Consider the following 24,169-nt stretch of genomic DNA (forward strand, 5'->3'; position numbering starts at 1 on the left):
GCGGCCAGGACCTGGTCGGTGGCTTCGGTGAGCATGGTGGAGTACTGGGTGTAGTCGTGGGCCTTGGTCTTGTAGATCTTGCCCAGCAGGGTCTGCCAGGTCATCTCCCGCCGGTGGTTGATGACCACGTCCAGGTACTGCTTGGTCTTCTGGTCGTGGTGGGGCGCGTGGGCCAGGGCGCCGTTGGCCTCGCAGGTGTGCCCGCCGGTGGCGTGGGCGGTGACGTGGTCGAACTGGCAGGCCGCGGCGGGCTGGGTGCAGCCCGGCGCGCGGCACATGCCGTCGGCGAAGGCGATCTGGGTCTTCATCGCGGGGGTGAACGGGTAGGACTTGGTGGAGCGTTCCAGGCACCGCCCGGTGAGCGGGTCGGTGACCAGGCGGTGCATCACCGACCCTGGGGTCAACGCCAGCCGGGCCACTTCCTGCGGGGACAGGAACGTGGACCGGCGGCCCAGGACCTCCCCGATGCCGAACACCCCGGACCCGAACCGGGCCGCAGCCGGCCCCACCGGCCGTGCGCCCGGGGCAGAGTTCTCCTGCGGGTCCGGGCCGGGCAGTGAGCAGGCACAGTCCGGCCCGTGCTCACCCGCCCCCGGGGCAGAGCCCTGCCCAGAGGCAGAGTCCCCCAGCGGATCCGTCCGCGGGGCAGAGTCGCCCGGCTGCCCCGTCTCGGGGGCAGAGTCGCCCGGCTGACCCGTCTCGGGGGCAGAGTCCTGCGGCTGCCCCGTCTCGGGGGCAGAGTCCTGCGGCTGACCCGTGGCCGGGGCAGAGTCCCCCTGCGCGTCGCTGCCGCTGTGGTCCTCTGCCTGCGTCGGGCCGTCCTGGGTGTGGTCGTCGGCGCCGCGCCCGTGGGTCGGGTCGGCAGCGGCCGAGGATGTGGCCTCGGCGCAGGTGCAGTGCCGGTCGCCAGGCTCACCGGCACCGTCTGCCTCGTCCGCCGCGTCCGCACCGGTCTGCTCGCCGTCACAGTCGGGGTCGGCGGAGCCGTCGGGGTCGGGGTTCAGGTGGTTGAGGGGGACGATGACATTCAGGACCGCCGCGGGTAGCCCGTCCAGGATCGCGGCCAGCTGTGCGCTCTGTTCGGGGGTGATCAGGTCGTCCTCCTCGGGCCAGTCGTCCAGGTGGACGGTGCCGCGCAGCAGCAACACGGTGCCGATCGCGGCACGCAGCTGGCCCAGGGTGCGGCCATCACCGTTGGCGCGGGCCCGGCGGGCCGCGCCCTCCAGCCGGTCGCTGATCGCGGCCAGCTGGGTCCCGGTGCAGGACATCCCGAAGCTCGCGGTCCCGTCCTCATCGACCTTCCCCCAGGTGTCGGCCCCCTGCAGCGACTTCTCCCGGGACTTGGCCCGCCGCTCGTCCTCGCCCAGATGCGCCTCGGCCTTGGTCACCTCCCGGTCCAGGGCCCGGTAGAACTCCTTGTGGGCCCACGGACGACCGGTGAACTCCCGCTCAGAAGTCAACCGCTCGGTGGCCGCCACCGACGCATCGGTACCGAACAGGGCCCCCGCGACCCCGGCGGCCAGGTGCGTGGGCAGGTGCCCGGCGGCATTCAGGTAGCCCCGCACCAACCGCCAGGAGGCTTCCCCCGAGGCCATCGCCGAGGCCACCGGGACCCGCACGGACGCGGCCTGGTTAGCCAACGCGACCAGGTGCCGCACCTCCCCAGCACCCCAGCCCATCTCAAACTCCAGATCCGTGCGGGCCCGCTTCTTCGCATCCGCCCGCCACGCGTCGGTCTGGGCCGGGGTCAGCTCATCCATCGAGACCACGCCCTTGTCGGCCAGCAACAACTTGCCCTGGGCCGCGGTCAGCTCCCGCGCCCCGGAGATCAACACCCGCTCCAACCGGCCCGCCGCCCGCGACAACGTGCTCACCGCACCCACCAACGACGACGCCCGACCCTTCACCACCGCCGCCTCCTCACCCGATACAGGCGCAGCATCAGCCGATCCTGGGTCGGTGGGGCCAGCGGCAGCGTCTGCCTCGGCGGGGTCAGGGTCGGCGGGACCGGTGGGGCCAGCGGCAGCGTCTGCCTCGGCGGGGTCAGGGCCGGAGGGACCGGTGGGGTGGTGGGGGCCATTGTCGGCGGCACCCGGGCCGAAGGAGTCAGGTGCCTCAGCGGCTGAAGAGCCGGTGGTGGCGATGCGGGTGAAGAACTCCTGGCCCGGTGCGGCGGCCCCGCGGCGGGACACCGACGCGCACGCCTGGGCCAGGTCGGTCAGCACCGCGCACTCGGCCGGGGCCACCCCCAGGGCCCCCAGCGCGACAATCACCGCGTCCTCGGCCAGGGACACGAACTCCACCACCACGGAGCAGTCCGGAACTGGGGCGATCTCCTCCAGCTCCACCTCCCGGACGGGCGGGTCGGCCAGCACCGCAGCCAGGCGCGCCTCCAACGCGGACACACCCCCACCGGACGCCTCGAACACCTCCGTGTGACGAGCCACCAACCCCACCTCCCCAACACCCTCGACGAACATCCACCGTTCACGACCACGACCAGTGGTCGGTTCTTCCCTACACCACACAACTTAGCACATGTGTGCGACGCTCGCTCGGCGACACACCCCCCATCTGTGGACAGACCCTGCCAGCCGGCACCGACAGCCCCCGGCGACCACACGACATACCTGTGGATGCACCACGGTCGCAGCGGCCCCACAACGTCACCTGGAGAAGGCGCAGGTGGCTGTTGCGAAGTCGTCAGGGCACGGTGGTCGCTTCGGTCACGCAGTCGTCAACCAGCCTGGGCAGGACGTCCTGCAGCAGCCCGTCGATGCGGAGAGTCGCCCACTCGTCGCCTCGCGTGGCCCAGCGGGTGACGACCGCGACCGGGATGCCCAGTGCGTGGGCGCGCTTGACGAACCGGAGGCCGCTCATCACCTGCAGGGACGACCCCAGGACGAGCAGGGCGTCGGCCGACTCCACCGCTGCGTAGGCCCGCTCGACCACCGGCTTGGCGACGGACCCGCCGAAGAACACCACGTCCGGCTTGAGTAGGTCGGACCCGCAGGTGACGCACCGCACGAGCCGGAAGTCGGCGAAGTCCTGCGCCGCGAGCACGACGTCGCCGTCGGGACGGATCTGGTCGCTCTCCGCGGTGAACCCAGGGTTGGCCTCGGCGATCCAGCCGTGCACCACGCCGCGCTCGAACCGTTCGCCACAGTTGAGGCACACGATGTCGTTGAGGTTGCCGTGCAGCTCGATGACCCCGGTCGACCCGGCGGCCTGGTGCAGGCCGTCGACGTTCTGGGTGATGAGGTCCTCGACGTGGCCGCTCCGCTGGAGGGCGGCGACCGCGGCGTGCGCCTCGTTCGGGCCGGCAGCCCGGAAGCGGGACCAGCCGACATAGCTGCGCGCCCAGTAGCGGCGGCGGTTCTCCGCGGAGGCGAGGAACTCGGCATACTGCATCGGCTGCACCCGACGGGAGCCGTCGGGGCCGCGGTAGTCGGGGATGCCCGAGGCCGTCGACATCCCCGCGCCGGTGAGGGCGGTGACACCGCCCTCCGCCACGAGCGCGCGGAGCCGCTGGTAGTCCTCCTCGGCCACCGGGCGGGACGGTGGGATCAGGGGCTCGATCGACACGTCTCGGATTCTAGGAGCGGACAAGCTCGTCGGAGGACTCGCTGAGGGTGAGTTCGCGGGCACTGGCGCACAGCGCCTTGACCGTGGCCTCCACGGCCGGCACCCGGCGCAGGTCCGGCGTGGTCACCACCTGGACGGTGCGGATGGAGCGGGGCTCCAGCGGCAGCGTGCGCACGCCCGGGTGCGAGACCGACTCCAGGATGAGGCGCGGGACCAGCGCGACCCCCAGCCCGGCGGCGACGAGCCCCAGCACGGCCACGTAGTCCTCGGTCTCGAAACTGACGTCGGGGTGGAAACCGGCCTGGTCGCACAGCTCCAGCAGGTGGCCGCGGCAGCGGGGACAGCCCGCGATCCACGGCTCGTCCCGAAGGTCGGTGAGACTGACGACCTCCTGGTCGGCCAGCGCGTGGTCCGTGGGGAGCGCGACGGTCACCGGGTCGGTGAGGATGTCGATCACCTCCAGACCCTCCAGGTCGTCCTCGCCGCGGCCGGCGTCGGTGCCGTCGTAGGTGAACGCGACCGCGAGGTCGCACAGGCCGCCCCGCAGGGCGGCCAGTGACTCCGGGGGCTCGGCCTCGGAGAAGTTCACGGTGACGCCCGGGTGCGCGGCCTTCACCGTGGCCAGGGCGCGCGGCACCAGGGTGGCCGACGAGGAGGGGAAGGCCATGAGCCGCACGCGGCCGCTCTCCAGGCCGGCGATCGCCGCCACCTCGGCCTCGGCGTTGTCCAGGGCCGCCAGCACGGAGACCGCGTGCCGGGCGAGCACCTCGCCCGCCTCGGTCAGCCGGACGCTGCGGCCCGTGCGCTCCACCAGCACGGTCCCGGTGCGCTGCTCGAGACGACGGACCATCTGGGACACGGCGGGCTGGGTATAGCCCAGGGAGCGGGCCGCGGCCGTGAAGCTGCCCTCGCTGGCGATCGCCCGCATCACTCGCAAACCGGCTACATCAAACATGGCCACAAGGATAAGCCGAACTTATGCCTCGAAAGAAGGGCGGACCGAGTATGACGGTCAGCCGGGTCCGCGGGTCGCCCCCGGGTCGGGCTGTGGCTCAGGAGGGCTGTGGTTCGTGAGGGCTGTGGCTCAGAAACCTGACGGCGGCGGCGGGGGCGGCGGCACCCGGCTGCCACCCTCGGTGCTCGACCCGGGCTGACCACCCTCGGTGCCCGGCGCCGACTGACCACCCTCGGGGGCGGCGGGGCCGGGCTGACCGGCAGCTCCGCCATACTGCCCCGGGGGAGGTGGGGACTGCCCCGGGGGAGGCGGGGTCGCTGCTTCACCGGGAGGCGGCGGTGCCTGGTAGCCGCCGGGAGGTGGCGGTGCGGCCACCGGGGTGGTGTGGAGGGCCAGACCGTGCAGGCGCCCCTCCCCGTCCTGTCGCTGGAGGGCCTCGGTGACCCGGGTGAGCTCGGCGTCATCCACCGGCTGGCCGTGCGACTGCCGCCACATGAGCAGCCCGTAGTCGCGCAGCAGTCGCTCCGCGTCGCCGCCACCACTCAGGCTGGTGGATGCCTGACTGAGCGCGGTGTCTGCCTTCGCCGCCAGATCGGTCGCGGCCGCCTTGGCCTTGTCCAGGAATCCCATGACTGGGAGCATAGCCCGGCGAGACCCCGCCGGCGCACCGTCGGAGGGATGAGATGCGGTGGCCGCGAGTGGGGTGGCCGACCGACCAGAGGGAGACAGGAAAGAGCATGGCGATACACGGCAAACTGTTCAGCGATCACGCCGAGAACCAGGCGACCGACCCCTTCGTGCAGCAGAACAAGAAGCTGCTGAAGGTGTCCATGGCCTACGGACCGGTCCTCGCGCTGAACGGCTCGATGGTGGCCTACCAGGGCAACATCACCTTCAAGAACAAGGGCTCCGGCGGGCTCAACAAGATGCTCAAGTCCGCCATGACCGGTGAGGGTGTCGACCTCATGGAGTGTGCCGGGCAGGGCGAGCTCTTCCTGGCCCATGACGCCGCCGACATCCAGATCATCTACCTGGAGAACGACTCGATCTCGGTCAACGGCAACAGCGTGCTGGCCTTCTCGGCCTCCATCGACTGGGACATCCACCGCATCCAGGCTCGTGGCGGGATGATGGCTGGCGGGATGTACAACGTCACGCTCCGGGGGACCGGATACGTGGCGATCACGACCCACGGCGAGCCCGTGGCGCTTGACGTGTCCGGGGCCCCCACCTTCGGGGACGCCCAGGCCGTGGTGCTGTGGACGGCGGGGGTCACCATGGACATCAAGGTGGACACCGGCGGGCTGGGTTCGCTGGTGCGCGGCGGCACGGGCGAGCTGGTCCAGATGGCGTTCGGCGGTCAGGGCTACGTGCTGATCCAGCCGTCCGAGGGCATCGCGACCGGCGGCCACAAGCAGGAGTCCTCGGGGTCCAGCGGCATCGGGGGCCTGTTCAACTGATAAAAGTAAGCACAAGTTATGCAATCTTGAACTATTATGGGGTTGTGTAATTGATCGCGGTCCGTCACCGTAGATCTATGACTACTGTGACGGACCGCACTGCTGCCGAGCTGGCCAAGAAGTTCTGGAAGCCCGCCCCCGGGTATCTGAACGCCGCGACGCTCGGCCTGCCGCCGCGCCCGGTCGTGGACGCGATGCAGGACGCGCTGCTCCGCTGGCAGGCCGGGGAGGCCTGTCCCGTCGAATACGGTGAGCTGGCCGAGCGTGCCCGCCGGCAGTATGCCGAGCTGGTGGGTGTGCAGACCAGCTCAGTTGCCCTCGGCTCCCAGGCGTCGGTCCTGGTGGGGACGGTCGCCACCTCCGTGCCGGACGGGGCCGAGATCCTCTGTGTCACCGGGGACTTCACCTCGGTCACCTTCCCCTTCCAGGTGCAGGAGCGGCGTGGCGCCACGGTCCGTCACGTCCCGCTGGCGGACCTGGCAGACGCGGTCACGGCGAAGACGCATCTGGTCGCCTTCAGCCTGGCCCAGAGCAGCACCGGGGACCTGGTCGACGTCCCGGCGGTGACGCAGGCGGCGGCCGAGCACGGGGCGATGACCCTCTGCGACACGACGCAGGCCACGGGCTGGATGCCGGTGGACGCCGGCCTGTTCGACCTGACGGTCTGCTCGGCCTACAAGTGGTTGTGCCAGCCGCGCGGCACGGCCTACCTCACCGTGCGACCCGAGGTGGCGGACCGGATCACGCCGAACAACGCCGGCTGGTACGCGGGGGAGTCGGTCTGGGACTCGGTCTACGGGCCGGAGATGACCCTGGCGGCGGACGCCCGACGCTTCGACGTCTCCCTCGCCTGGTTGTGCTGGGTCGGGGCGGCGGCCGCGAGCGAGGTGTTCGCCACGCTGGACCCCGAGCAGGTGCGGGAGCACGATCTCGCCCTGGCCAACGCGCTGCGCGGGCGGCTGGGCCTGGAGCCGTGCGCCCGTCCGGTGATCACGCTGGACGACCCCGCAGGTGACCTGGCGGCAGGCCTGGAGGCCGCGGGCGTCCGCTGCGCCAGCCGGGCGGGCCGGGTCCGTCTGGCCTTCCACGTGTGGAACACCGTCGCCGACGTGGACCTGGTCGCCGAGGCCCTCGACTGACCGGGTCAGCCGCCCCCACGTGAGGCCTGCGGGGCGGTTCCCGGACGCGCCTGGATATACATCTCCAGAACGTTTACACCCAGTGTGACTTAGGCAACAATGACGGTTGTGCCTATGGCTCGGGACCCGTATGCAGTGGTGGTGGAGATGGTCACCGCCGTCTCGCATGCGCCCCAGCGCCTCGAGGACCGGGTGGACGTGATCGTCGACATCCTGATCGCCGAGCTGGGTGCCACGATCGGGCTGCTCATCCGGGCCGACACGACCCATCTCGACGTCCAGGTCATCGGGGGTCGGCTGCATCAGGGACGCGAGCCGGTGGGGGTGCGAGAGCAGATCCGCGACCGGCTCGACGACCCCCTGCTCGGGCCGATCACGCGAGGGGACCTCGCCCCGACGACCGCCGCCCGCGCGCACGGCGGGCGCGCATGGCAGCGCTCCGCAGCCCGGGCCAGCTGCATGATCACCTTCGGGATCGACCAGATCGCGACGCTGCCCGTGCACGCGGGGGCGGACGCGGTCCTCTTCGTCGTGGGGCGGGCGGGCCCCGACTTCACCGACGACGATCTGGCGCTCCTGCGCGCTGTCCAGCCCGTGGTCGCCGGGCTGGGCCTGCTCCTACGGTTCCCTCTCAGCGAGCCCTCCGCCGAGCCGGCCGGGGCGGTGCCGACAGGTGACGGGACCGGCCCCAGCCTGACCGAACGCGAGGTCGAGGTGCTGGAGCTGCTGTCCCACGGCTACAAGGCGGCGGTCATCGCTCGCAAGGCTGGCTGCTCGACGCGCACGGTGCACCGGCACCTGGGCCACATCTACGACAAGCTCGGTGTGAGCGACCGGTTGAGTGCCGTGAACCAGGCTCACCAGCTTGGGGTCATCGCCTACGACACCGTTGATGTCTCGTGACGGTCTGCGCGCGCGGGGGCTCGCGTCCCACGGCAGTGCCGGGCGGTGCCTCTTCCCGGGGCCGCACCGCCCGGCACTACGGGTTCTCGCCACCAGCCGGACCTCGGTTCGCACTGGCGCCGGGTGTCGCCGCGGGATACGTTCAGGAGTGATCCTGGCCCCCGATGCCGGGACCCTCGAGCAAGGAGAGTGCACGTGCCCATCAACAGCGAACACCTTGCCAGCCTGACCGATGCCGATGTGATCGACCAGAACGGCGACAAGGTCGGTGGCGTGGGTCAGATCTACCTGGACGACGCGAACGGTCAGCCCGCCTGGGTCAGCGTGAAGAGTGGTCTGTTCGGCCTCCGCGAGTCGTTCGCGCCGCTCGGCGCCGCCGAGGTCGTCAACGGGAACATTCAGCTGCCCTACAGCAAGGACTTCATCAAGGACTCCCCGCGGATCGACGCCGAGAACCACCTCGACGACAGCCAGCAGGCGCTCCTCTACGAGTACTACGGCGTGGACCGCAGCGCTGCGCCGGCTGCCGGGGACACCGCTGACGGTGCGGACCGGACCGCGGCCTTCGGCAGTGAGCAGGTCGCCGAGGACCTGCACGACGCCCGGGTCGATGGCGAGGACGAGCGCGAGGCGGAGCGGGAGGACGATGATCGCGACGGTCAGGGCCTCCCGGAGTATGCCGACACGCAGGCCAGTGCGGATCCCGCGGCTGAGACCGGTGGTCCGGTAGCTGCGACGGCACCCGGTGGTGCCGCTGCGCCGGAGGCCGCTGCCATCGGTGCCGCCGCCTCGGCCGCCCACGGTGCGGCGCGTCCGGAGGTCTCGGACGATGTGGCTCGTTCGGAGGACGCGGAGGGGCCGATCACGGCCGAGGACGCAGCGGCGGCCGGTGGCGATGCCGACTGGGCGGAGACGCGGCAGGCGCACTATCAGCAGACGAACCCGGCCGCTCAGGCGGACTGGGCCGCGGAGGAGTCCCCCGAGGAGCCCGTGGCCACCGACTGGTCAGTCCCGTCGACCGATCCTGCGGACGAGGAGCCGACCCGGGTGAGCCGCTCCGGCTACTCACCCGACCGTCCCGCCGCGCACTCCGGCGCCTACGAAGGCCACACCGCCCCGGCGGCGGCTGCCCCGGCTGGCATCGCGGCTGACGCCGGCACCGGTGACCTGGAGACCGAGGGCATTCTGCGAGACGACCTCGCCACGGATGAGCGCGGCGTCGATGATGCCGTGACCGGCGCCACGCACCAGACCGGTACGGGCTATCCCGCAGCAGCCGAGGAAACCGGTGGTCCGACCGGCGGTGCCGCGGCGGCTGTGACCGGAGCAGCCGTTGCCGGCGCCGCAGCCGGTGGCATCGCCGCCAGCGACACCGAGACCACTGCCTACGAGGTGCCGGGCGCCGAGCAGGGCAAGCCCATCGCCGACACCGGGCCAGGTGCCGAGCTCGCGGTGGACACCGAGGACCCGGCCGACGGGGCCACCCTGCCCGCGGACGATGCCACCCTTCCCGTGGACGATGCGATCCTGCCCGCGGATGACGCGAGCCTGCCCGCGGATGCCGCGACACTGCCCGCCGGCACCGACGCTGGTGTCGACGACACGGGGGAGCCCGAGGCCTACGGGGCGCAGGGTTATCACCCCGATCGCGACGGCACCGACATGACGGACGAGGAGCGGGCTCGCCTCAACGACGCCCGAGGAGCGCTCTGACCCGCGCAGCGCCCTGACGCGCGGCGGGCAGGGCGAACTCGCACCGGGGGAGTCGTAGCGCCCTGACCACCTTGTGCGCTTACACGGAACTGCGTCAAACAGAACTGCGCCGCCCGACCTGGTGGTCGGGCGGCGCAGTCGTTGTCTCTCGGTGCCACCTGCCGGGAGGGGTGAGGACCGGCAGGCGGCACCAGCACAGGGACACAGGCGCTAACGCGCACCCATGTCAGTGAGTTCCGCCGGGCTGCTCGACCCCGATGCCCTGCGGGCACGGCGTCAGAGGCGAGGAGTTCCGGCGGTAGACGCGAGTGTCAGGTAGTTGCGTCGTCAGACGCGACGCAGGACAGCGGTGACCTTGCCCAGGACGACGGCGTCGTCGCCGTCGATCGGGTCGTAGGCATCGTTGTGCGGGAGCAACCAGAGCTTCCCGTCCGTCCGCTTGAACGTCTTGACGGTGGCCTCGTTGTCGAGCATCGCGGCCACGATGTCACCGTTGATCGCGTCCTCCTGGCGCCGGACCACCACCCAGTCACCGTCGCAGATCGCGGCGTCGATCATCGAGTCGCCGACAACCTTGAGCAGGAACAGCTCGCCGTCGCCCACGATCTGGCGCGGCAGCGGGAAGATGTCCTCCACGGCCTGCTCGGCAAGGATCGGGCCACCGGCTGCGATCCGACCCACGACCGGGACGTAGGAGGCCTCGGGCCGCGCGTCGCCCATGCCCGTCTCGTCGAAGTCAATCTCGCCCACGGACTCGGCCACGGCCGGAGCGCCGGGGCGGCGGTAGCCGGGAGCCTCGCCCTGCCCCGTGCCCGGCAGCACCACCTCGATGGCGCGCGGGCGGTTCGGGTCGCGTCGGAGATAGCCCTTGCGCTCCAGCATCCGCAGCTGGTAGGCCACCGAGGACGGCGAGGCCAGCTGCACCGCGCTGCCGATCTCGCGGAGACTCGGCGGGTAGCCGCGCTGGTCGACCGACTCCTTGATGACGTGCAGCACCTTCTCCTGGCGCGCCGTGAGATCGGCCCGCCCGTCGCGGTCCGGCATCTCGTGAATGTCGGCCATCTCCTACCCCTCTCGCTCTGGACCCTTGCCCAAGCCGTAAACCTGCAGGTCATCAGCTCTGTCAGTGGTCTCTGGTTGTCTCTGTGACGTCACCTCATCGTACGAGCATTCGAACGTGGTGGCAAACATCAGTTCGACACGGCGTGTCGACAGCGTCGGACGGATGTGCTAGACATGGAACATGCGTCCGACGCACACGCGTTCGGACCAGGCAGAGACGGAGGGACCCATGAGCGCCATCGCACTGCATGACCTGCAGGACTTCGAGACGACCCAGGCTGGGCGGGACGGCGGCCGGACTCCGGGGCGGCGCGACCACCTGCGGGTCGTCGCACCGGGGGAGCGTGCCCCCGTGGATGGCGGCCGGACCGGGCAGCTGGTCCTGACCCGACGCGGACGCCTCGCGGTCACGTTGACCGTGGCGACGGTGCTCGTCCTCGCGGTCGTGGCCGCACTGGGGATGCTCCCTGCCACGGCCTCCGCCGGCCACACGGTCACGGTTCAGCCGGGAGACACGCTGTCTCAGATCGCGGTGAGCGAGCTCCCCGAGCTCCCGATGGATCGCGCGATCGTCCAGATCCAGCTGGCCAACGACCTGAACACCCTGCACATCCAGGCAGGGATGGAGCTCGCGATACCTCAGCCCTGATGGCTCCGTCGGTGTCGGACGCCCGGTCGTCCTCGATCGCTCAGTCGGAGGTATGGGTGCTGGTGACGGCGTCCCAGACGACGGGGAGTTGTTCGCTGGGGATGTAGAAGCCGCTGATGTGCGGGTCGAACATCAGCCCCTGGATGCCGGCGTCGACGTAGCTGCCGCTGGAGTCGACCACCTCCGCCGGAGGCAGCGCGATGGCGTTGAGGTCATCGTCAGCGCCGATCATCTCCTGCTTGACGGCAAAGTCACGGGCCCGCTCGGAGGTGGTGAAGGTGAGCAGCATGAGCTGCCCGCTGATCTCGGCGGCCGCTGGCGACTCCATCCCGGGCTCGCCGACCGCAATGAACCACCAGTGGTCCAGACCCATGGTGAGCCGCCAGAGTGCCGTCATGCCGACCTGGTCCTCGGGGCCGCTGACCTGTGCCGCGAGACGGTCGGTCTCACTCGGGGGCGGGCCGTCTGCGCTGTCCGCAGGATCTGTGCTGTCCGCAGGTTCTGTGCTGTCCGCAGGATCCGGGTCCGCAGCCTCGGAAGCGTTGTCATTCACGTCGGTCATGACTCCAGTCGACCACATTCCACGCCGGACGGGATGATCACCTGTCCGGGACACCCTCGACCGGCACGCACCAAAGGCTCCTGTGGCGGTGCTCAACGAGTGCGGCCGGGGGCACACGTGAGGACGCGTTCAGGGCCGCGGCACGGCGGGGATGAGGCGCTGGCCCTGCTGGGTGTGCGCGCCGACGACCGGAATGGGCGGGAGGATCCCGTCGATACGCGGTCCCATCCCGTCCAGCGGCACCACGACCTCCTCGGCGCCGACCGTCACCAGCTGACCGCGCACCTCGACCTCGACAGGCTCGCCCTCGAGGACGCGCAGTCGCAGCTCGCTGGTGCGCACCACCACGTGCAGCCGGGAGCCGTTCCATCCGAGGCGGAAGCCGAGCTCGGGCCACGACGAGGGCATGCGGGGGTCGAAACGGAGCACCCCACCGTGGTCGCGCATCCCACCGAAGCCAGCCACCAGTCCGGCCCACACGCCGCCTGTCGAGGCTACGTGCACCCCATCGGAGGTGTTGCCGTGGCGGTCGTCGAGGTCCACGAAGAGGCCGTCGTAGAAGTAGCGCAGCGCCATCTCGTGATAGCCGACCTCCGCGGCCACGATCGACTGCACGACCGCAGACAGGGTCGAGTCACCGGTGGTGATCGGGTCGTAGTACTCGAAGTTGGCCCGCTTCTCCTCCGGGGTGAACGACTGGCCCGCGAGATACATGGCCAGCACGACGTCTGCCTGCTTGAGCACCTGGAAGCGGTAGATCACCAGCGGGTGATAGTGCAGCAGCAGGGGGCGCTTCTCGGCGGGCGTCTGCGGCAGGTCCCACACCTCGCGCTCCAGGAAGTGCAGGTCCTGCGGGTGCACCCGCAGGTGGTCGTCGAACGGGATGAACATGCCCTCGGCAGCGCGCTGCCACTCCACGACCTCCTCGTCCCGCAGACCCAGCCGGGTCACGACCCGGGCGTAGTCCCGCGGGTCGGAGGCCCGCAACTCGGTCACCGCGGCTGCGGCGTTGGTGAGGTTCTGACGGGCCATGACGTTGGTGAACAGGTTGTCGTCGACGACCGTGGTGTACTCATCCGGTCCGGTCACGCCGTGGATGTGGAAGCGGCTGTCCCCGTTGGTGGCCCAGAAGCCGAGGTCGGCCCACATGCGGGCTGTCTCGATGAGGATGTCGAGGCCCTCCCGGAGGAGGAACTTCCGGTCCCCGGTGGCGTGGACGTACTGCATCAGGGCGTGGGCGACGTCGGCGTTGATGTGATACTGCGCGGTGCCCGCGGCGAAGTATGCCGAGGCCTCCTCGCCGTTGATCGTGCGCCAGGGGAAGAGGGCCCCCTCCTGCGACATGTCCCGGGCACGTGCCCGCGCGGCGTCCAGCATGTTGTGCCGGAACCGGAGGGCGTTGCGGGCCGCCTGGGGAGCGGTGTAGGTCAGGAACGGCATCACGTAGACCTCGGTGTCCCAGAAGTAGTGGCCGCCGTAGCCCGACCCCGTGACGCCCTTGGCCGGCACCCCGCTCGTGTCCGCCCTGGCCGAGGCCTGGGCCAGCTGGAACAGGTTCCACCGGATGGCCTGCTGCACCTCGGGCTGGCCGGGGGTGGTCACGTCGGCACGCGACCAGAAGTCGTCGACCCAGGCCCGCTGCTCGGCGTGCAGGTGGTCCATCCCGTCGTTGCGCACCCGGTCCAGGGTGCGCAGGCAGCGGTCGGTCAGCTCGCGCACGGGCACCCCGCGAGAGGTGTGGTAGACGACCCACTTCTCCAGGTGGATCGGGTGGCCCGCCTTGGCCTCGATGCGGAAGACGTGCTTGGCGCTGTCGTTCTCGCAGGCACTCTCCTCGGTGTAGGCGTTCTCCGTCTCCAGGACGTGCTCGGTCGCCACCGCGAGAGTCATCCGCGACTCGTGACAGACGTAGCCGAGCAGGGCCCGGCGGCCCTTCGCCCAGTGCGCCTGAGGGTCCAGCACCCGACGGTCGAAGCCCTCGGCCTTGCGCGGGTCGAGGCCCTCGCCCATCGCGGCGGCCCGCACGTGATACTCGTCGAAGCCGTCCTGCCGGTTGAGCAGCTGGCTGGAGATCACGATCGGCGCATCGCCGTCGAGCATCTCCAGGTCCATGGTCATCAGCGCCACGTGCCGCTCGGGGAAGGAGACCATCCGGGTCGTGGTCACGCGGACCCGTTTGCCCGAGGAGGTCCTCCAGATCAGGGAGCGGCGCAGCATCCCGTCGCGGAAGTCCAGGGAGCGCTCGTAGTCCTCCAGGTCGGCCTGCGCCAACAGGAGCGGCTCGTCCTCGACATAGAGCTTGATCACCTTCGGGTCGGGCACGTTGACGATCGTCTGCCCGACCCGGGCCAGGCCGAACGCGTCCTCGGCGTGCTTGATCCGCCAGGTCTCGTGGAAGCCGTTGACGAACGTGCCGTGCGTGTGGGTGTCGCGCCCCTCCTCGACGTTGCCCCGCAGACCGAGGTAGCCGTTGCCGACCGCGAAGTTGGTCTCGGTGACGCCGAGGTCGTCACCGCTGTACTCCTTCTCGACCAGCCGCCACGGCTCGGCGGGGAAGCGGGTGCGGTCCAGCGGGTCGACCGGTGGGTCCAGCAGCGGCCGCTCGTGCTGGCCCGGGTGCTCCTCGTGGTCCGCGCTCAGGTGCGGCGTCTGCGTCATCACCGGTCCCCGATCAGCTCGGCGAGGTCCTCCACCACCAGGTCGGCGCCGTGCTCGCGCAGAGCCGCGGCACCGGCGCCCCGGTCGACACCCACGACCAGACCGAAGTCCCCGGCCGCGCCGGCCTGCACCCCGCTGATCGCATCCTCCAGGACCACAGACCGGGCGGAGGGGACGCCCAGCTGCTCCGCGGCATACTCGTAGGTGTCCGGATGGGGTTTGCCCGGAAGACCGTGGTCGTGGGCGACCGCACCGTCCACCACCACCGGGAACCGGTCGGCGATGCCGGCCGCCCGCAGCACCTCCGGCGCGTTCTTGGAGGAGGAGACCACCGCCATGGCGACCCCCACCTGCTCGAGGTGGTCGAGCAGAGCCAGCGACCCGGCATACGCCGTGATCCCCTCGCTGCGCAGCACCTGCGTGAACAGCTCGTTCTTGCGGTTGCCCAGTCCGGAGACGGTCTCCGCCGAGCCCGGGTCGTCCGGAGTGCCCTGGGGCAGCTCGATCCCGCGGGAGGCGAGCATCGTGGCGACCCCCTCATAACGCGGGCGTCCGTCGATGTGCGCGAAGTAGTCGTCCTCGGTGTAGGGCTCCTGGCCGCCGCGGGCGGTCAGGAACTCGGTGAACATCCGGGCCCAGGCGCTCATGTGCACCTCGGCCGTCGGGGTCAGGACCCCGTCGAGGTCGAACAGGGCTGCGTCGTAATTGTCCCACTGCACGCGCCCCACCCTAGGTCAGCCCGGGGTGGGGCGCGTGCGCACGGGACCGGAGATGCGGCGCCGGTGCGCCGGTGGGTCAGTCGGTGAAGTAGTTGAACGTGGCGAACGCCTGGTCCAGGGCCAGCACGTCACTGTCGTTGATCATCTGAACCACGAGCAGGGCGGTGAAGGACTCGTCGGTCGGGTTGGCCGCCAGGACGACGATCTGGTTGCCGGAGCCGTCACAGTCGCTGTACTGGTTGTAGTAGCCGGTGAACAGACCGTCGGTGTAGTCCGAGCGGCCGTCGTCCACGCAGTCCGCGCCGAAGTCCATGCCGTCGATGAGCTCGTGCAGGTCGTCGGTCGTGGAGGTCTGGGCATAGATCACGCCGGGCTCGTACCAGGTGTTGTTGAAGGCGTCGATGTCCGGTGCCGCCACGATGGCGGGCATCCCGGTCACCGACCAGCTGCCGGTCTGCCGGTCGGTCCAGTCCGTCGGCACCTCGATGACGATGGTCTCGGAGTCGTCGACGATCCGTTCGTAGGTGTAGGAGTTGCCACCGTCGGCCACCTCGTCCCCGATCTCGTCGTAGAAGGACATGACCGGCGTCATGGCGGCGTCCGCGTCGACGGGGTTGTTCAGCTCGCCGCGCAGCACCTCACCGGTGTCCCAGCGCAGCACCTCGATGGCCACGGGCGTGCCCTCTCCGGAGGTCCGCAGCACGTCGCAGTACTCGGTCATCGTGCCGGTCGGCGCCATCGGCAGACCGTTGAGCGTGGTGATGATGTCGCCGGGTACCACCTTGGCGCGCGCGGCGGGCGAGCCGGGCTTGACCCCGCTGACCCACAGCCCGGTGACCCCCAGGGCCTCGTCGACGACCGGGTGGGCGTTGATGCCGAGCGACTCGTAGTCGCCGTCGCGCAGGTGGCTCAGGACGTTCTGGGTGAGCAGGTGGTCGATGGCGAACTGCTGGCGCACCATGTCCGCCGGCAGGAAGCCGGAGAAGTGGACGCCGGTCACCCTGCCGTCGGTGGTCAGCAGCGGGCCGCCGGAGTTGCCCGGGTGGGCCGCGGCGTCGTGCTCCAGGGAGTGGTCCACGGAGGCCCAGGTGAGGTCCTCGCTGTCGGCGTTGGCCTTGGAGACGATGCCTCGGGTGAGGGTGTACTCGGGGTCGCCGAGCGGGAAGCCGGCGACGTAGATCTCCTGCCCGACGGAGACGGGCTCCTGGGCGAAGTCGAGGTAGGGCAGCGGCTCGGCCTCGCTGATGTCGATGAGGGCCAGGTCGTTGCACTCGGAGGCCCCGATGACGCGGGCGTTGTAGCTGCGGGTGGTGTCGCCGCCGATGTAGACCTCGAGGGTCGCGGCGCCGGTCACCACGTGGTTGTTGGTGATGGCCAGGCCGTCGGAGCTGATCAGGAAGCCGCTGCCGGAGCCGCCGCTGACGTAGTTGCCGAACTCCGGGTCGCGCATGCCGCCCATGGCCTGGATCTGGACGACGGCGGGCTGGGCGTCCAGGTGGCTGGTGATGGTGCTGCCGCCCGCGTCGGCGGGAGCGGCGGTGATGGGCGCCTGGTCGTCGGCGGGTGGGGGGACGGTGGCGGGCGCTGAGTCCCCGGGCGGCGCCTGCACGGTGACGGTCTCGACGGCGGGGGTGGCGTCGCCGCCGCAGGCCGTGACGACCAGGGCGAGCAGCGGGACTCCGGCTAGCAGGGGGAGGGTTTTGCGGGACACGGGTGGACTCCTGAGAGGTGGCTGGTGGACCGGCCCCCCAACGTGTGGGTCCGACCCGGCCCCGCCACACGGTGGGGCCAAGACTTGAACCTACGGAGAGCCCAGGTGACCCCGCGTCGGGCCCGAGGATGATGTCAATGGCGGGGAGGAGGTTTCCGTATCGGTCTGGAGGATGATGCTCCTCCTGCCGCGGTGCCGGGGGGTGGGCCCTGTGGACAGGGGAGATCCTCCGTCGGTGGGGGACCGTACCGTGGGGGCCATGAGGGATCAGGCGCTGCAGGCACTGAGGCGGCTCGTCGGGCGCGACGATGCCGACTTCCGGGACGGCCAGCTGGAGGCGGTCGAGGCGCTGGTCGAGCGTCGCGAGAGAGTCCTGGTGGTCCAGCGCACCGGGTGGGGCAAGTCGGCCGTCTACTTCGTGGCCACCGCCCTGCGCCGGCAGCAGGGTGCCGGGCCGACCGTCATCGTCTCGCCGCTGCTGGCCCTGATGCGCGACCAGATCGAGGCGGCCCGGCGCGCCGGGATCACCGCGGTGTCGATGAACTCCGCCAACGCCGAGGAGTGGGGTGCCGTGCGTCAGCAGCTGGCGGACGACTCCGTCGACGTGCTGCTGGTCAGCCCCGAGCGCCTCAACAACCCCCGGTTCCGGGAGGAGCAGCTGCCCGACCTCGCCGCCCGGTGCGGCCTGCTGGTCGTCGACGAGGCGCACTGCATCAGCGACTGGGGGCACGACTTCCGCCCGGACTACCGCCGCATCCGCACCCTGCTGGCCGGCCTGCCGGCCGACACTCCCGTGCTGGCGACGACGGCGACCGCCAACGAGCGGGTCGTGCACGACGTGGTCGAGCAGCTCTCCGTGGGCGCAGACGGGACCGCACGGCAGGTGAGCACCATCCGTGGACCGCTGGCCCGGGCCTCGCTGCGACTCGGCGTCCTGGAGCTGGAGACCCCCGAGCGGCGCATCGCCTGGCTGCTGGCCCACCTGGGCGACCTGCCCGGCAGCGGCATCGTCTACGCCCTGACCGTGTCGGCCGCCGAGGACCTCGCCGCCACCCTCACCCGCGCCGGGCACACGGTCGCGGCCTACACGGGGCGGACCGATCCCGCCGACCGGCTCGAGCTGGAACGACGGCTGCGGGACAACGAGGTGAAGGCTCTCGTCGCCACCAGCGCCCTGGGGATGGGCTTCGACAAGCCGGACCTCGGTTTCGTCGTGCACCTCGGCGCCCCGAGCTCGCCGGTGGCCTACTACCAGCAGGTGGGCCGAGCCGGTCGCGCCACCGAGCGGGCCGACGTGCTGCTGCTGCCCGGTGTCGAGGACCGCAACATCTGGGCCTACTTCGCCTCGGCCGCGATGCCTCGGCAGGAGCAGGCGGACGCCGTGATCACCGCACTGGCGGGTGCGGCACGGCCGATGTCGACGGCTGCCCTGGAGACCCAGGTCGACGTCCGTCGCACCCGGCTGGAGCTGCTGCTCAAGGTGCTCGACGTCGAGGGCGCGGTGGAGAAGGTGCAGGGCGGCTGGACGGCGACGGGTCGGCCCTGGACCTATGACGCGGAGCGCTACGAGCGGGTGGCGCAGGCCCGCGACCGCGAGCAGCAGCTGATGCTGGACTATCTCCGCACGCAGACCTGCCGGATGGCCTTCCTGCAGGAGTGTCTGGACGACGCCACCGCGGCCCCCTGCGGCCGCTGCGACGTGTGCGCCGGCCCGTGGTTCCCCACCGAGATCCCGGCCGACGCCGTCGACCTCGCGCTCGGTCAGCTGGCCCGGGTCGGGGTTCCGCTCGACCCGCGCGCCCAGTGGCCCTCCGGCATGGACCGGCTGGGTGTGCCGGTCCGGGGCAGGATCCCGGTGGAGGAGGCGATGACCGGCGGCCGCGCCCTGGCCCGGGTCTCCGACCTCGGGTGGGGGCAGCGGGTCCGCGAGCTGGTCCAGGGGCCGGACACCGACGTGCCTGACCAGATCGTCAACGCCGTGACCAAGGTCCTGGCGGACTGGGACTGGGCCCAGCGCCCGGTCGCGATCGTCTCGGTGCCCTCGCGCAGCCACCCCCAGCTCGTCGGCTCCCTGGCCCGCCGCATCAGCGAGCTCGGCCGGCTGCCCTACCTCGGGGAGCTGAGCGCCGTCAACGGCGGACCACCGGGGGAGTCGGGCGGCAACAGCGCCTTCCGCCTCGCCGGGGTGTGGGAGCAGTTCGCCGTGGGGCCCGACCTCGCCCAGCAGCTCGCCGGGACCCACGGGCCGGTGCTGCTGATCGACGATCTGGTCGACTCCCGGTGGACGATGACCGTCGCGGCCCGGGAGCTGCGTCGCGCCGGTGCCGACGCGGTGCTTCCCCTGGCGCTGGCCCAGGCGGGCTGACCCCACTTCTGTGGGTGACGCTGGTTCTGTGGGTGACCCGTGCTGACCGCGTGGGAGGATCAGCACGTGGCTGACTACCGATACAACTCGCCGCCCAACTGGCCCGCCCCTCCAGAGGGTTGGACGCCGCCGAAGGGCTGGCAGCCCGATCCGGCCTGGGGACCGGAGCCGGAGGGCTGGGAGTTCTGGGTCCGCGCGGCCGAGGAGGCCGGCGGCCGACCGAACCGGAACGCCTGGGGGCGTGCAGCGGTCGTGGCGCTGATCGTCACGGCACTGTTGTCGATCATCCCGGTCGTCGCGGGGGCCGACAACCTCGCAGAGGTGATCGGCTTCTACGTCGGACGGAGCCTGGTGGCCTACCTGGCGACGGCGCTCTGGGCGTTCTTCTCCTCCCGTCGGTGGGGGTGGACCCGCTACGCGGTGACCTTCGTGGCGATCACCCTCGTCCTGGGCCTCTTCAACACCGCCGGCAACGTCTGACCGAGCGCGTGAGGCTGCGCTCCCACCGGCACCGAGCGTGCGGTGCTTACTCCCCGGAGTAGGTGGCCACGCGCTTGCCGAGGAAGGCCGCCATCGCCTCGGTGTGGTCAGGGGCGTGGTGGGCCAGAGCCTGCATGGCGGCCGACATCTCCAGGTGTGAGGCCAGGGTCTGGTGGCCCGACTCGCGCAGCAGCTTCTTGCCCATCCGCACGGAGTGCGGCGGGTTCACGGCGATGCGGCGGGCCAGGGCCGTGGCGGCGTCGAGCAGTTCCTCCGCGGGGACGACCTGGTTCACCAGTCCCCACTCCAGCGCGGTCTGGGCGTCGACCCGGTCTCCGGTCAGTGCCATCTCGGCCGCCCGCGCCGGCCCGACCACGCGGGGGAGCAGCCACGCCCCGCCGTCCCCGGGGATGATGCCGAGCTTGACGAACGACTCGGCGAACCACGCGTTGTCCGCGGCGACGCGCAGGTCACACATCAGGGCCAGGTCGCAGCCGGCGCCCACGGCCGGGCCGTTGACGGCCGCGACCACCGGCACCTCGCAGCCGTGGAAGGCCAGCGGGATCTGCTGGATGCCGTAGCGGTAGCCGTCCCGGACCTGGTGCGGGTGACCGCCGAAGATCCCCTGCCGGTCGGCCATCTTCTTGACGTCGCCGCCGGCGGAGAAGGCCGACCCCGCACCGGTGAGCACCACGGCGCGCACGTCGCGGTCGCGGTTCACGCGGTCCACGGCCTCGACCAGAGCGCGCACGACCTCCTCGTCGGAGATCGGGTTGCGCTTCTCGGGCAGGTTGATGGTCCAGGTCTCGATGTGCTCGTCGCGCTCGACCAGCAGGGCCTCGTTGCTCATGTCCGTCCTCGGGGTGGTGGGGAGTTCGTGTGTGGGTCTGGATGGCGGTCAGCGGGTCAGGGTGGCGCGGTCAGCGGGTCAGGGTGGCGCGGTCAGCGGGTCAGGGTGTCCCAGAGGTCGCCGCCGGTCTCGGCCAGAGCCGTGGTCTCCAGCCGATCCTCCCAGTGTCTGGTGGAGCCGTGGTCCCGGCGCCAGGCGAGCAGGGAGCGCGTGTACTGCTGCAGCGGGTGCTCCAGCGCGGTGCCGATCGCGCCGTGCACCTGGTGGGCGTGCCGCACCACCCGGGTCACCGAGTGACCGGTCGCGGCCTTGGCCGCGGCCACCAGGAACCGGGCGTGCGGGTCGTGGAAGCCGTCCGTGGCCACGGCCTGGACCGCCCGCTCGACCACGGCCCGGCACAACGCCGCCTCACAGGCGACCTCGGTCACCAGCTGCTGCACCGCCTGGAACCGCCCCAGCGGTCGGCCGAACTGGGTGCGCCCGGCGGCGTGCCCCACGCACAGCCACGAGACCTTGTCCATGGCACCGGCCAGCTGCACCGCCCGCGCGAGAGCGCCCCGGTGCTCCCACTCGCGCACCACCGCTGCGTCGACGGTGACCGCGCCGGCGACCTCCGCGGCGGCAGGCAGGACCGCCCGCCCGGCCGGCTCCCCGGCGATTGTGCGGGCGGGGGTGATCGCCAGGTCGCCGACAGGCATCTCGTATGCCGTGGGGCCGGCTCCGCGAGCATCCAGCACCACGACGGTGCTCGCCGGGCCGAGCCAGGGGACGGTGACCGGGCCACCGCCGCTCACCAGCACTCCGGTCGCCAGCACTCCGGTCGCCGGCTCTCCGGTCGCCGGCACTTCGGTCGCAGGCACTTCCGTCGCCGGCTCTCCGGTCGTTGGGGCGCCCTCGCCGTGGGCCAGCCCGGCGGTGTCCCGCAGCCAGCCGGCGAGGAGGTCGTGCTCCAGCAGGGGCACGGGCACGCCGTGGGCCGCGGCCTCCCACAGCAGGACGGCGGCCTCGGGCCAGCCAGCACCCGAGCCACCGTGCTCCTCTCGGCCGGTCAACCGCGTCAGACCCAGCTCGGCCAGGGTGTGCCACAGCCCCGGGTCCAGGTCGCGCTCGACCCCCGGAGCCTGCTGCTGAGAGGTGGCGTGGTCGCCGAGCACCTCGCGGGCGAGGGCCCTCAGTTCCTCGGTCATGTTCTCGCTCATGTCTCCTCCGCTCACCGCAGGCCCAGCCCGCGGGCGATGACACCGCGCAGGATCTCGTTGGTGCCACCGCGCAGCGTGAAACCTGGGCGCTGCAGCACGGCTGCGTCGGTCAGCGCGGTCAGCGCACCGAGGTCGGCGACGCCGTCCAGCTCGCCGTCGGCCAGCATCCGCTCGACGGTGTCGGCGATGTCGCCCTCCTCGGTGGTGCCGAGCACCTTGACCAGCGCCGCAGCGGTGTCCGCCTGGTCGCCAGCCTGCAGGCACCCGGCCACCGAGATCGACAGCTGGTGCAGGGCGGTGAGACGGGCGATGTGCCGACCCAGGCCACTCGACGTGCCGGGCCGGGTCTCCCGGTGCGCGGTGAGGGCGGCGTCGAGCAGCGGGTAGGTCGAGAGGAACCGCTCCGGGCCGCTGCGCTCGAAGGCCAGCTCGGAGGTGACCTGGTGCCAGCCCTGACCGATCTCGCCGAGGACCATGTCGTCGGGGACGAAGACGTCGTCGAGCAGCACCTCGTTGAAGTGCCGGCTGCCGTTCATTGCCACGATCGGCTCGATCGTCACGCCGTCCGCGTGCAGGTCGACGGCGAACTGCGACAGGCCGGCGTGCCGGTTGCCCGGGTCCACCGGGGCTGTGCGGGCCAGCGCGAAGAACGCGTCCGCCTCGTGCGCGCCGGAGGTCCAGGTCTTGCGGCCCTGGAGCACCCAGCCCCCGTCCACCTGACGGGCCCGGGTCTGCACGCTGGCGAGGTCGGAGCCGGACTCGGGCTCCGACATACCGATGCCCCAGCACATCTCCCCGGCGACGATCCGCGGGAGGAAGGTGCGCTTCTGGTGCTCGGTGCCGAACCGGAGCAGGGACGGGGCGATCTGCCGGTCGGCCACCCACTGGGCCGCAACCGGCGCACCGACCGCGAGCAGCTCCTCCGTGACGGCGAACCGGTCGAGGAAGGTGCGGCCGTGCCCGCCGTACTCGACCGGGACGGTCATGCCGACCCAGCCGCGCTCGGCCAGCTTGCGGGTGAACGCGGCGTCCCAGCGGGTCAGCCACGTGTCGACCCACGGCGTGAACGAGCCGGCGTCGACCTCGGCGCGCAGGAAGGCACGCACCTGCAGGCGCAGCTCACGGGTCTGCTCGGACTCGGTCACGAGCGGCGGGACGAGGGTCGTGGTCATCGGGGCGGGCCGCGCTCAGTGCCGCTGCACGTAGCGGTCGAACTCGGGGGCCCGCTTCTCGGCGAAGGCGCGGGCGCCCTCCATGCCCTCCTCGGAGCTGGCGAACGAGTCGAGCGCGGTCATCGCCATGGTGGAGAAGCCGTTCTGGTGGTCAGTGTCGGCGTTGAAGGACTGCTTGCAGAACTTGATGGCGGTGGGGGACAGTGCAGCGATCTCCGCCGCCCAGGCCCGCGCCTCGGTCATCAGTTCCTCGGGGGCCACCACCTTGTTGACGAGGTTCATCTCCAGCGCCTCGGCCGCGGAGTACTGCCGGCAGAAGAACCAGATCTCACGGGCCTTCTTCTCGCCGACGACCCGGGCCAGGTAGGCGGTGCCGAAGCCGGCGTCGAAGGACCCGACGCGGGGGCCGGCCTGACCGAAGCGCGCGGTATCGCTGGCGATGGAGACGTCGCACAGCACGTGCAGGACGTGGCCCCCGCCGATCGCGACCCCGTTGACGGCTGCGATGACCGGCTTGGGAATGTTCCGGATGACCTGCTGGAGGCCCATGATCTCGAACATGCCGGACTCCGATGGGCCGTAGTCGCCGGTCTCGGCGCGCTGCTTGACGTCACCGCCGGTGCAGAACGCCTTGTCGCCGGCGCCGGTGAGGATCACGCTGCGCACGCCGTGGTCGGCCCACGCGGCGCGGAAGGCCCGGATGAGCTCCTCGACGGTCCGCGCCGTGAAGGCGTTGTAGCGGTGGGGCCGGTTGATCGTGATGACCGCGGCCTTGTTGTCCTCGACCGTGTAGGTGATGTCCTGGTAGTCCGCCATCGTGGGCCCCTTTGCTCGTAGTTTGTGCTCGGTGGATCGTCGATCGACCACGCTAGCGTCGTCTCGCGATGAACCGTCACCCGGTGGACCCGCGACAAATGCGGCGGGCCGAGCGCGTGCATCGTCGGCGCTTGCAGATCCTCGACGCCGCGCACCTGTGCCACCGGACCG

At 71.3% G+C, this 24,169-nt stretch carries 19 protein-coding genes and 1 pseudogene; 7 read left to right on the top strand and 13 right to left on the bottom strand.

Annotated elements, in window-relative coordinates:
- The 4 genes and pseudogenes from MWU75_RS18565 to MWU75_RS18580 all read right to left on the bottom strand — a co-directional run.
- Positions 1-2,447: pseudogene (locus MWU75_RS18565) on the bottom strand (hypothetical protein); the annotation flags it as partial.
- 256 nt (positions 2,448-2,703) lie between these two features.
- Positions 2,704-3,585, bottom strand: coding sequence for an NAD-dependent protein deacetylase (locus tag MWU75_RS18570; RefSeq protein ID WP_247093757.1), 882 nt, complete (start codon positions 3,583-3,585; stop codon positions 2,704-2,706).
- A 10-nt stretch (positions 3,586-3,595) separates the two neighbouring features.
- Positions 3,596-4,540 (bottom strand): LysR family transcriptional regulator, encoded by a 945-nt coding sequence (locus MWU75_RS18575; RefSeq protein WP_247093759.1) that lies wholly within the window; start codon positions 4,538-4,540, stop codon positions 3,596-3,598.
- Positions 4,541-4,669: 129 nt separating this feature from the next.
- A complete protein-coding gene (locus MWU75_RS18580; RefSeq protein ID WP_247093761.1) occupies positions 4,670-5,170 on the bottom strand; it encodes a hypothetical protein in 501 nt (166 codons plus the stop codon).
- A gap of 107 nt (positions 5,171-5,277) precedes the next feature.
- On the opposite strand from MWU75_RS18580, the gene MWU75_RS18585 reads away from it, so the two are divergent.
- The 4 genes from MWU75_RS18585 to MWU75_RS18600 all read left to right on the top strand — a co-directional run bounded on the left by MWU75_RS18585 (position 5,278) and on the right by MWU75_RS18600 (position 9,755).
- Positions 5,278-6,000 (top strand): AIM24 family protein, encoded by a 723-nt coding sequence (locus tag MWU75_RS18585; protein ID WP_247093763.1) that lies wholly within the window; start codon positions 5,278-5,280, stop codon positions 5,998-6,000.
- Positions 6,001-6,077: 77 nt separating this feature from the next.
- Entirely contained in the window at positions 6,078-7,139 is a 1,062-nt protein-coding gene (locus tag MWU75_RS18590) for an aminotransferase class V-fold PLP-dependent enzyme (protein WP_247093765.1), read from the top strand.
- Positions 7,140-7,253: 114 nt separating this feature from the next.
- Complete coding sequence (locus MWU75_RS18595) at positions 7,254-8,042, top strand: LuxR C-terminal-related transcriptional regulator (RefSeq protein WP_247093767.1); 789 nt, start codon at positions 7,254-7,256, stop codon at positions 8,040-8,042.
- A 195-nt stretch (positions 8,043-8,237) separates the two neighbouring features.
- On the top strand, positions 8,238-9,755 hold the full coding sequence (locus MWU75_RS18600) for a PRC-barrel domain-containing protein (RefSeq protein ID WP_247093769.1): 1,518 nt from the start codon (positions 8,238-8,240) through the stop codon (positions 9,753-9,755).
- 327 nt (positions 9,756-10,082) lie between these two features.
- On the opposite strand, the gene lexA is transcribed toward MWU75_RS18600, so the two are convergent.
- A complete protein-coding gene (gene lexA, locus MWU75_RS18605; protein WP_247093771.1) occupies positions 10,083-10,817 on the bottom strand; it encodes a transcriptional repressor LexA in 735 nt (244 codons plus the stop codon).
- A gap of 229 nt (positions 10,818-11,046) precedes the next feature.
- On the opposite strand from lexA, the gene MWU75_RS18610 reads away from it, so the two are divergent.
- Positions 11,047-11,466 carry a LysM peptidoglycan-binding domain-containing protein gene (locus MWU75_RS18610; protein WP_247093773.1) on the top strand — a complete coding sequence of 140 codons (420 nt, stop codon included), beginning with the start codon at positions 11,047-11,049 and terminating at the stop codon, positions 11,464-11,466.
- Between the two features lie 40 nt (positions 11,467-11,506).
- Here MWU75_RS18610 and MWU75_RS18615 read toward each other — a convergent pair whose 3' ends face one another.
- From MWU75_RS18615 to MWU75_RS18630, 4 genes are all read right to left on the bottom strand, one after another.
- Positions 11,507-12,028 (bottom strand): hypothetical protein, encoded by a 522-nt coding sequence (locus MWU75_RS18615; RefSeq protein ID WP_247093775.1) that lies wholly within the window; start codon positions 12,026-12,028, stop codon positions 11,507-11,509.
- A gap of 129 nt (positions 12,029-12,157) precedes the next feature.
- Positions 12,158-14,686 (bottom strand): glycosyl hydrolase family 65 protein, encoded by a 2,529-nt coding sequence (locus MWU75_RS18620; RefSeq protein ID WP_247093777.1) that lies wholly within the window; start codon positions 14,684-14,686, stop codon positions 12,158-12,160.
- Positions 14,686-15,405, bottom strand: coding sequence for an HAD-IA family hydrolase (locus MWU75_RS18625; protein ID WP_247093779.1), 720 nt, complete (start codon positions 15,403-15,405; stop codon positions 14,686-14,688). The genes MWU75_RS18620 and MWU75_RS18625 overlap by 1 nt, the downstream gene beginning before the upstream one ends.
- A gap of 76 nt (positions 15,406-15,481) precedes the next feature.
- Positions 15,482-17,116, bottom strand: coding sequence for a S1C family serine protease (locus MWU75_RS18630; protein WP_247093781.1), 1,635 nt, complete (start codon positions 17,114-17,116; stop codon positions 15,482-15,484).
- A gap of 259 nt (positions 17,117-17,375) precedes the next feature.
- On the opposite strand from MWU75_RS18630, the gene MWU75_RS18635 reads away from it, so the two are divergent.
- Together MWU75_RS18635 and MWU75_RS18640 are read left to right on the top strand one after the other, a co-directional pair.
- Complete coding sequence (locus tag MWU75_RS18635) at positions 17,376-19,481, top strand: RecQ family ATP-dependent DNA helicase (RefSeq protein WP_247093783.1); 2,106 nt, start codon at positions 17,376-17,378, stop codon at positions 19,479-19,481.
- Between the two features lie 66 nt (positions 19,482-19,547).
- Positions 19,548-19,961, top strand: coding sequence for a hypothetical protein (locus MWU75_RS18640; RefSeq protein ID WP_247093785.1), 414 nt, complete (start codon positions 19,548-19,550; stop codon positions 19,959-19,961).
- A gap of 46 nt (positions 19,962-20,007) precedes the next feature.
- On the opposite strand, the gene MWU75_RS18645 is transcribed toward MWU75_RS18640, so the two are convergent.
- From MWU75_RS18645 to MWU75_RS18660, 4 genes are all read right to left on the bottom strand, one after another.
- Entirely contained in the window at positions 20,008-20,811 is an 804-nt protein-coding gene (locus MWU75_RS18645) for a crotonase/enoyl-CoA hydratase family protein (protein ID WP_247093787.1), read from the bottom strand.
- A 92-nt stretch (positions 20,812-20,903) separates the two neighbouring features.
- A complete protein-coding gene (locus MWU75_RS18650; protein WP_247093789.1) occupies positions 20,904-22,010 on the bottom strand; it encodes an acyl-CoA dehydrogenase family protein in 1,107 nt (368 codons plus the stop codon).
- Between the two features lie 11 nt (positions 22,011-22,021).
- A complete protein-coding gene (locus MWU75_RS18655; RefSeq protein ID WP_247093791.1) occupies positions 22,022-23,182 on the bottom strand; it encodes an acyl-CoA dehydrogenase family protein in 1,161 nt (386 codons plus the stop codon).
- A gap of 15 nt (positions 23,183-23,197) precedes the next feature.
- Positions 23,198-23,998, bottom strand: a complete 801-nt coding sequence (locus tag MWU75_RS18660) for an enoyl-CoA hydratase-related protein (protein ID WP_247093793.1) — start codon at positions 23,996-23,998, stop codon at positions 23,198-23,200.
- Between the last annotated feature and the right edge of the window lie 171 nt (positions 23,999-24,169).

Origin of the sequence: Ornithinimicrobium sp. F0845 (assembly GCF_023015765.1) — a bacterium.
Lineage (GTDB): Bacteria > Actinomycetota > Actinomycetes > Actinomycetales > Dermatophilaceae > Ornithinicoccus.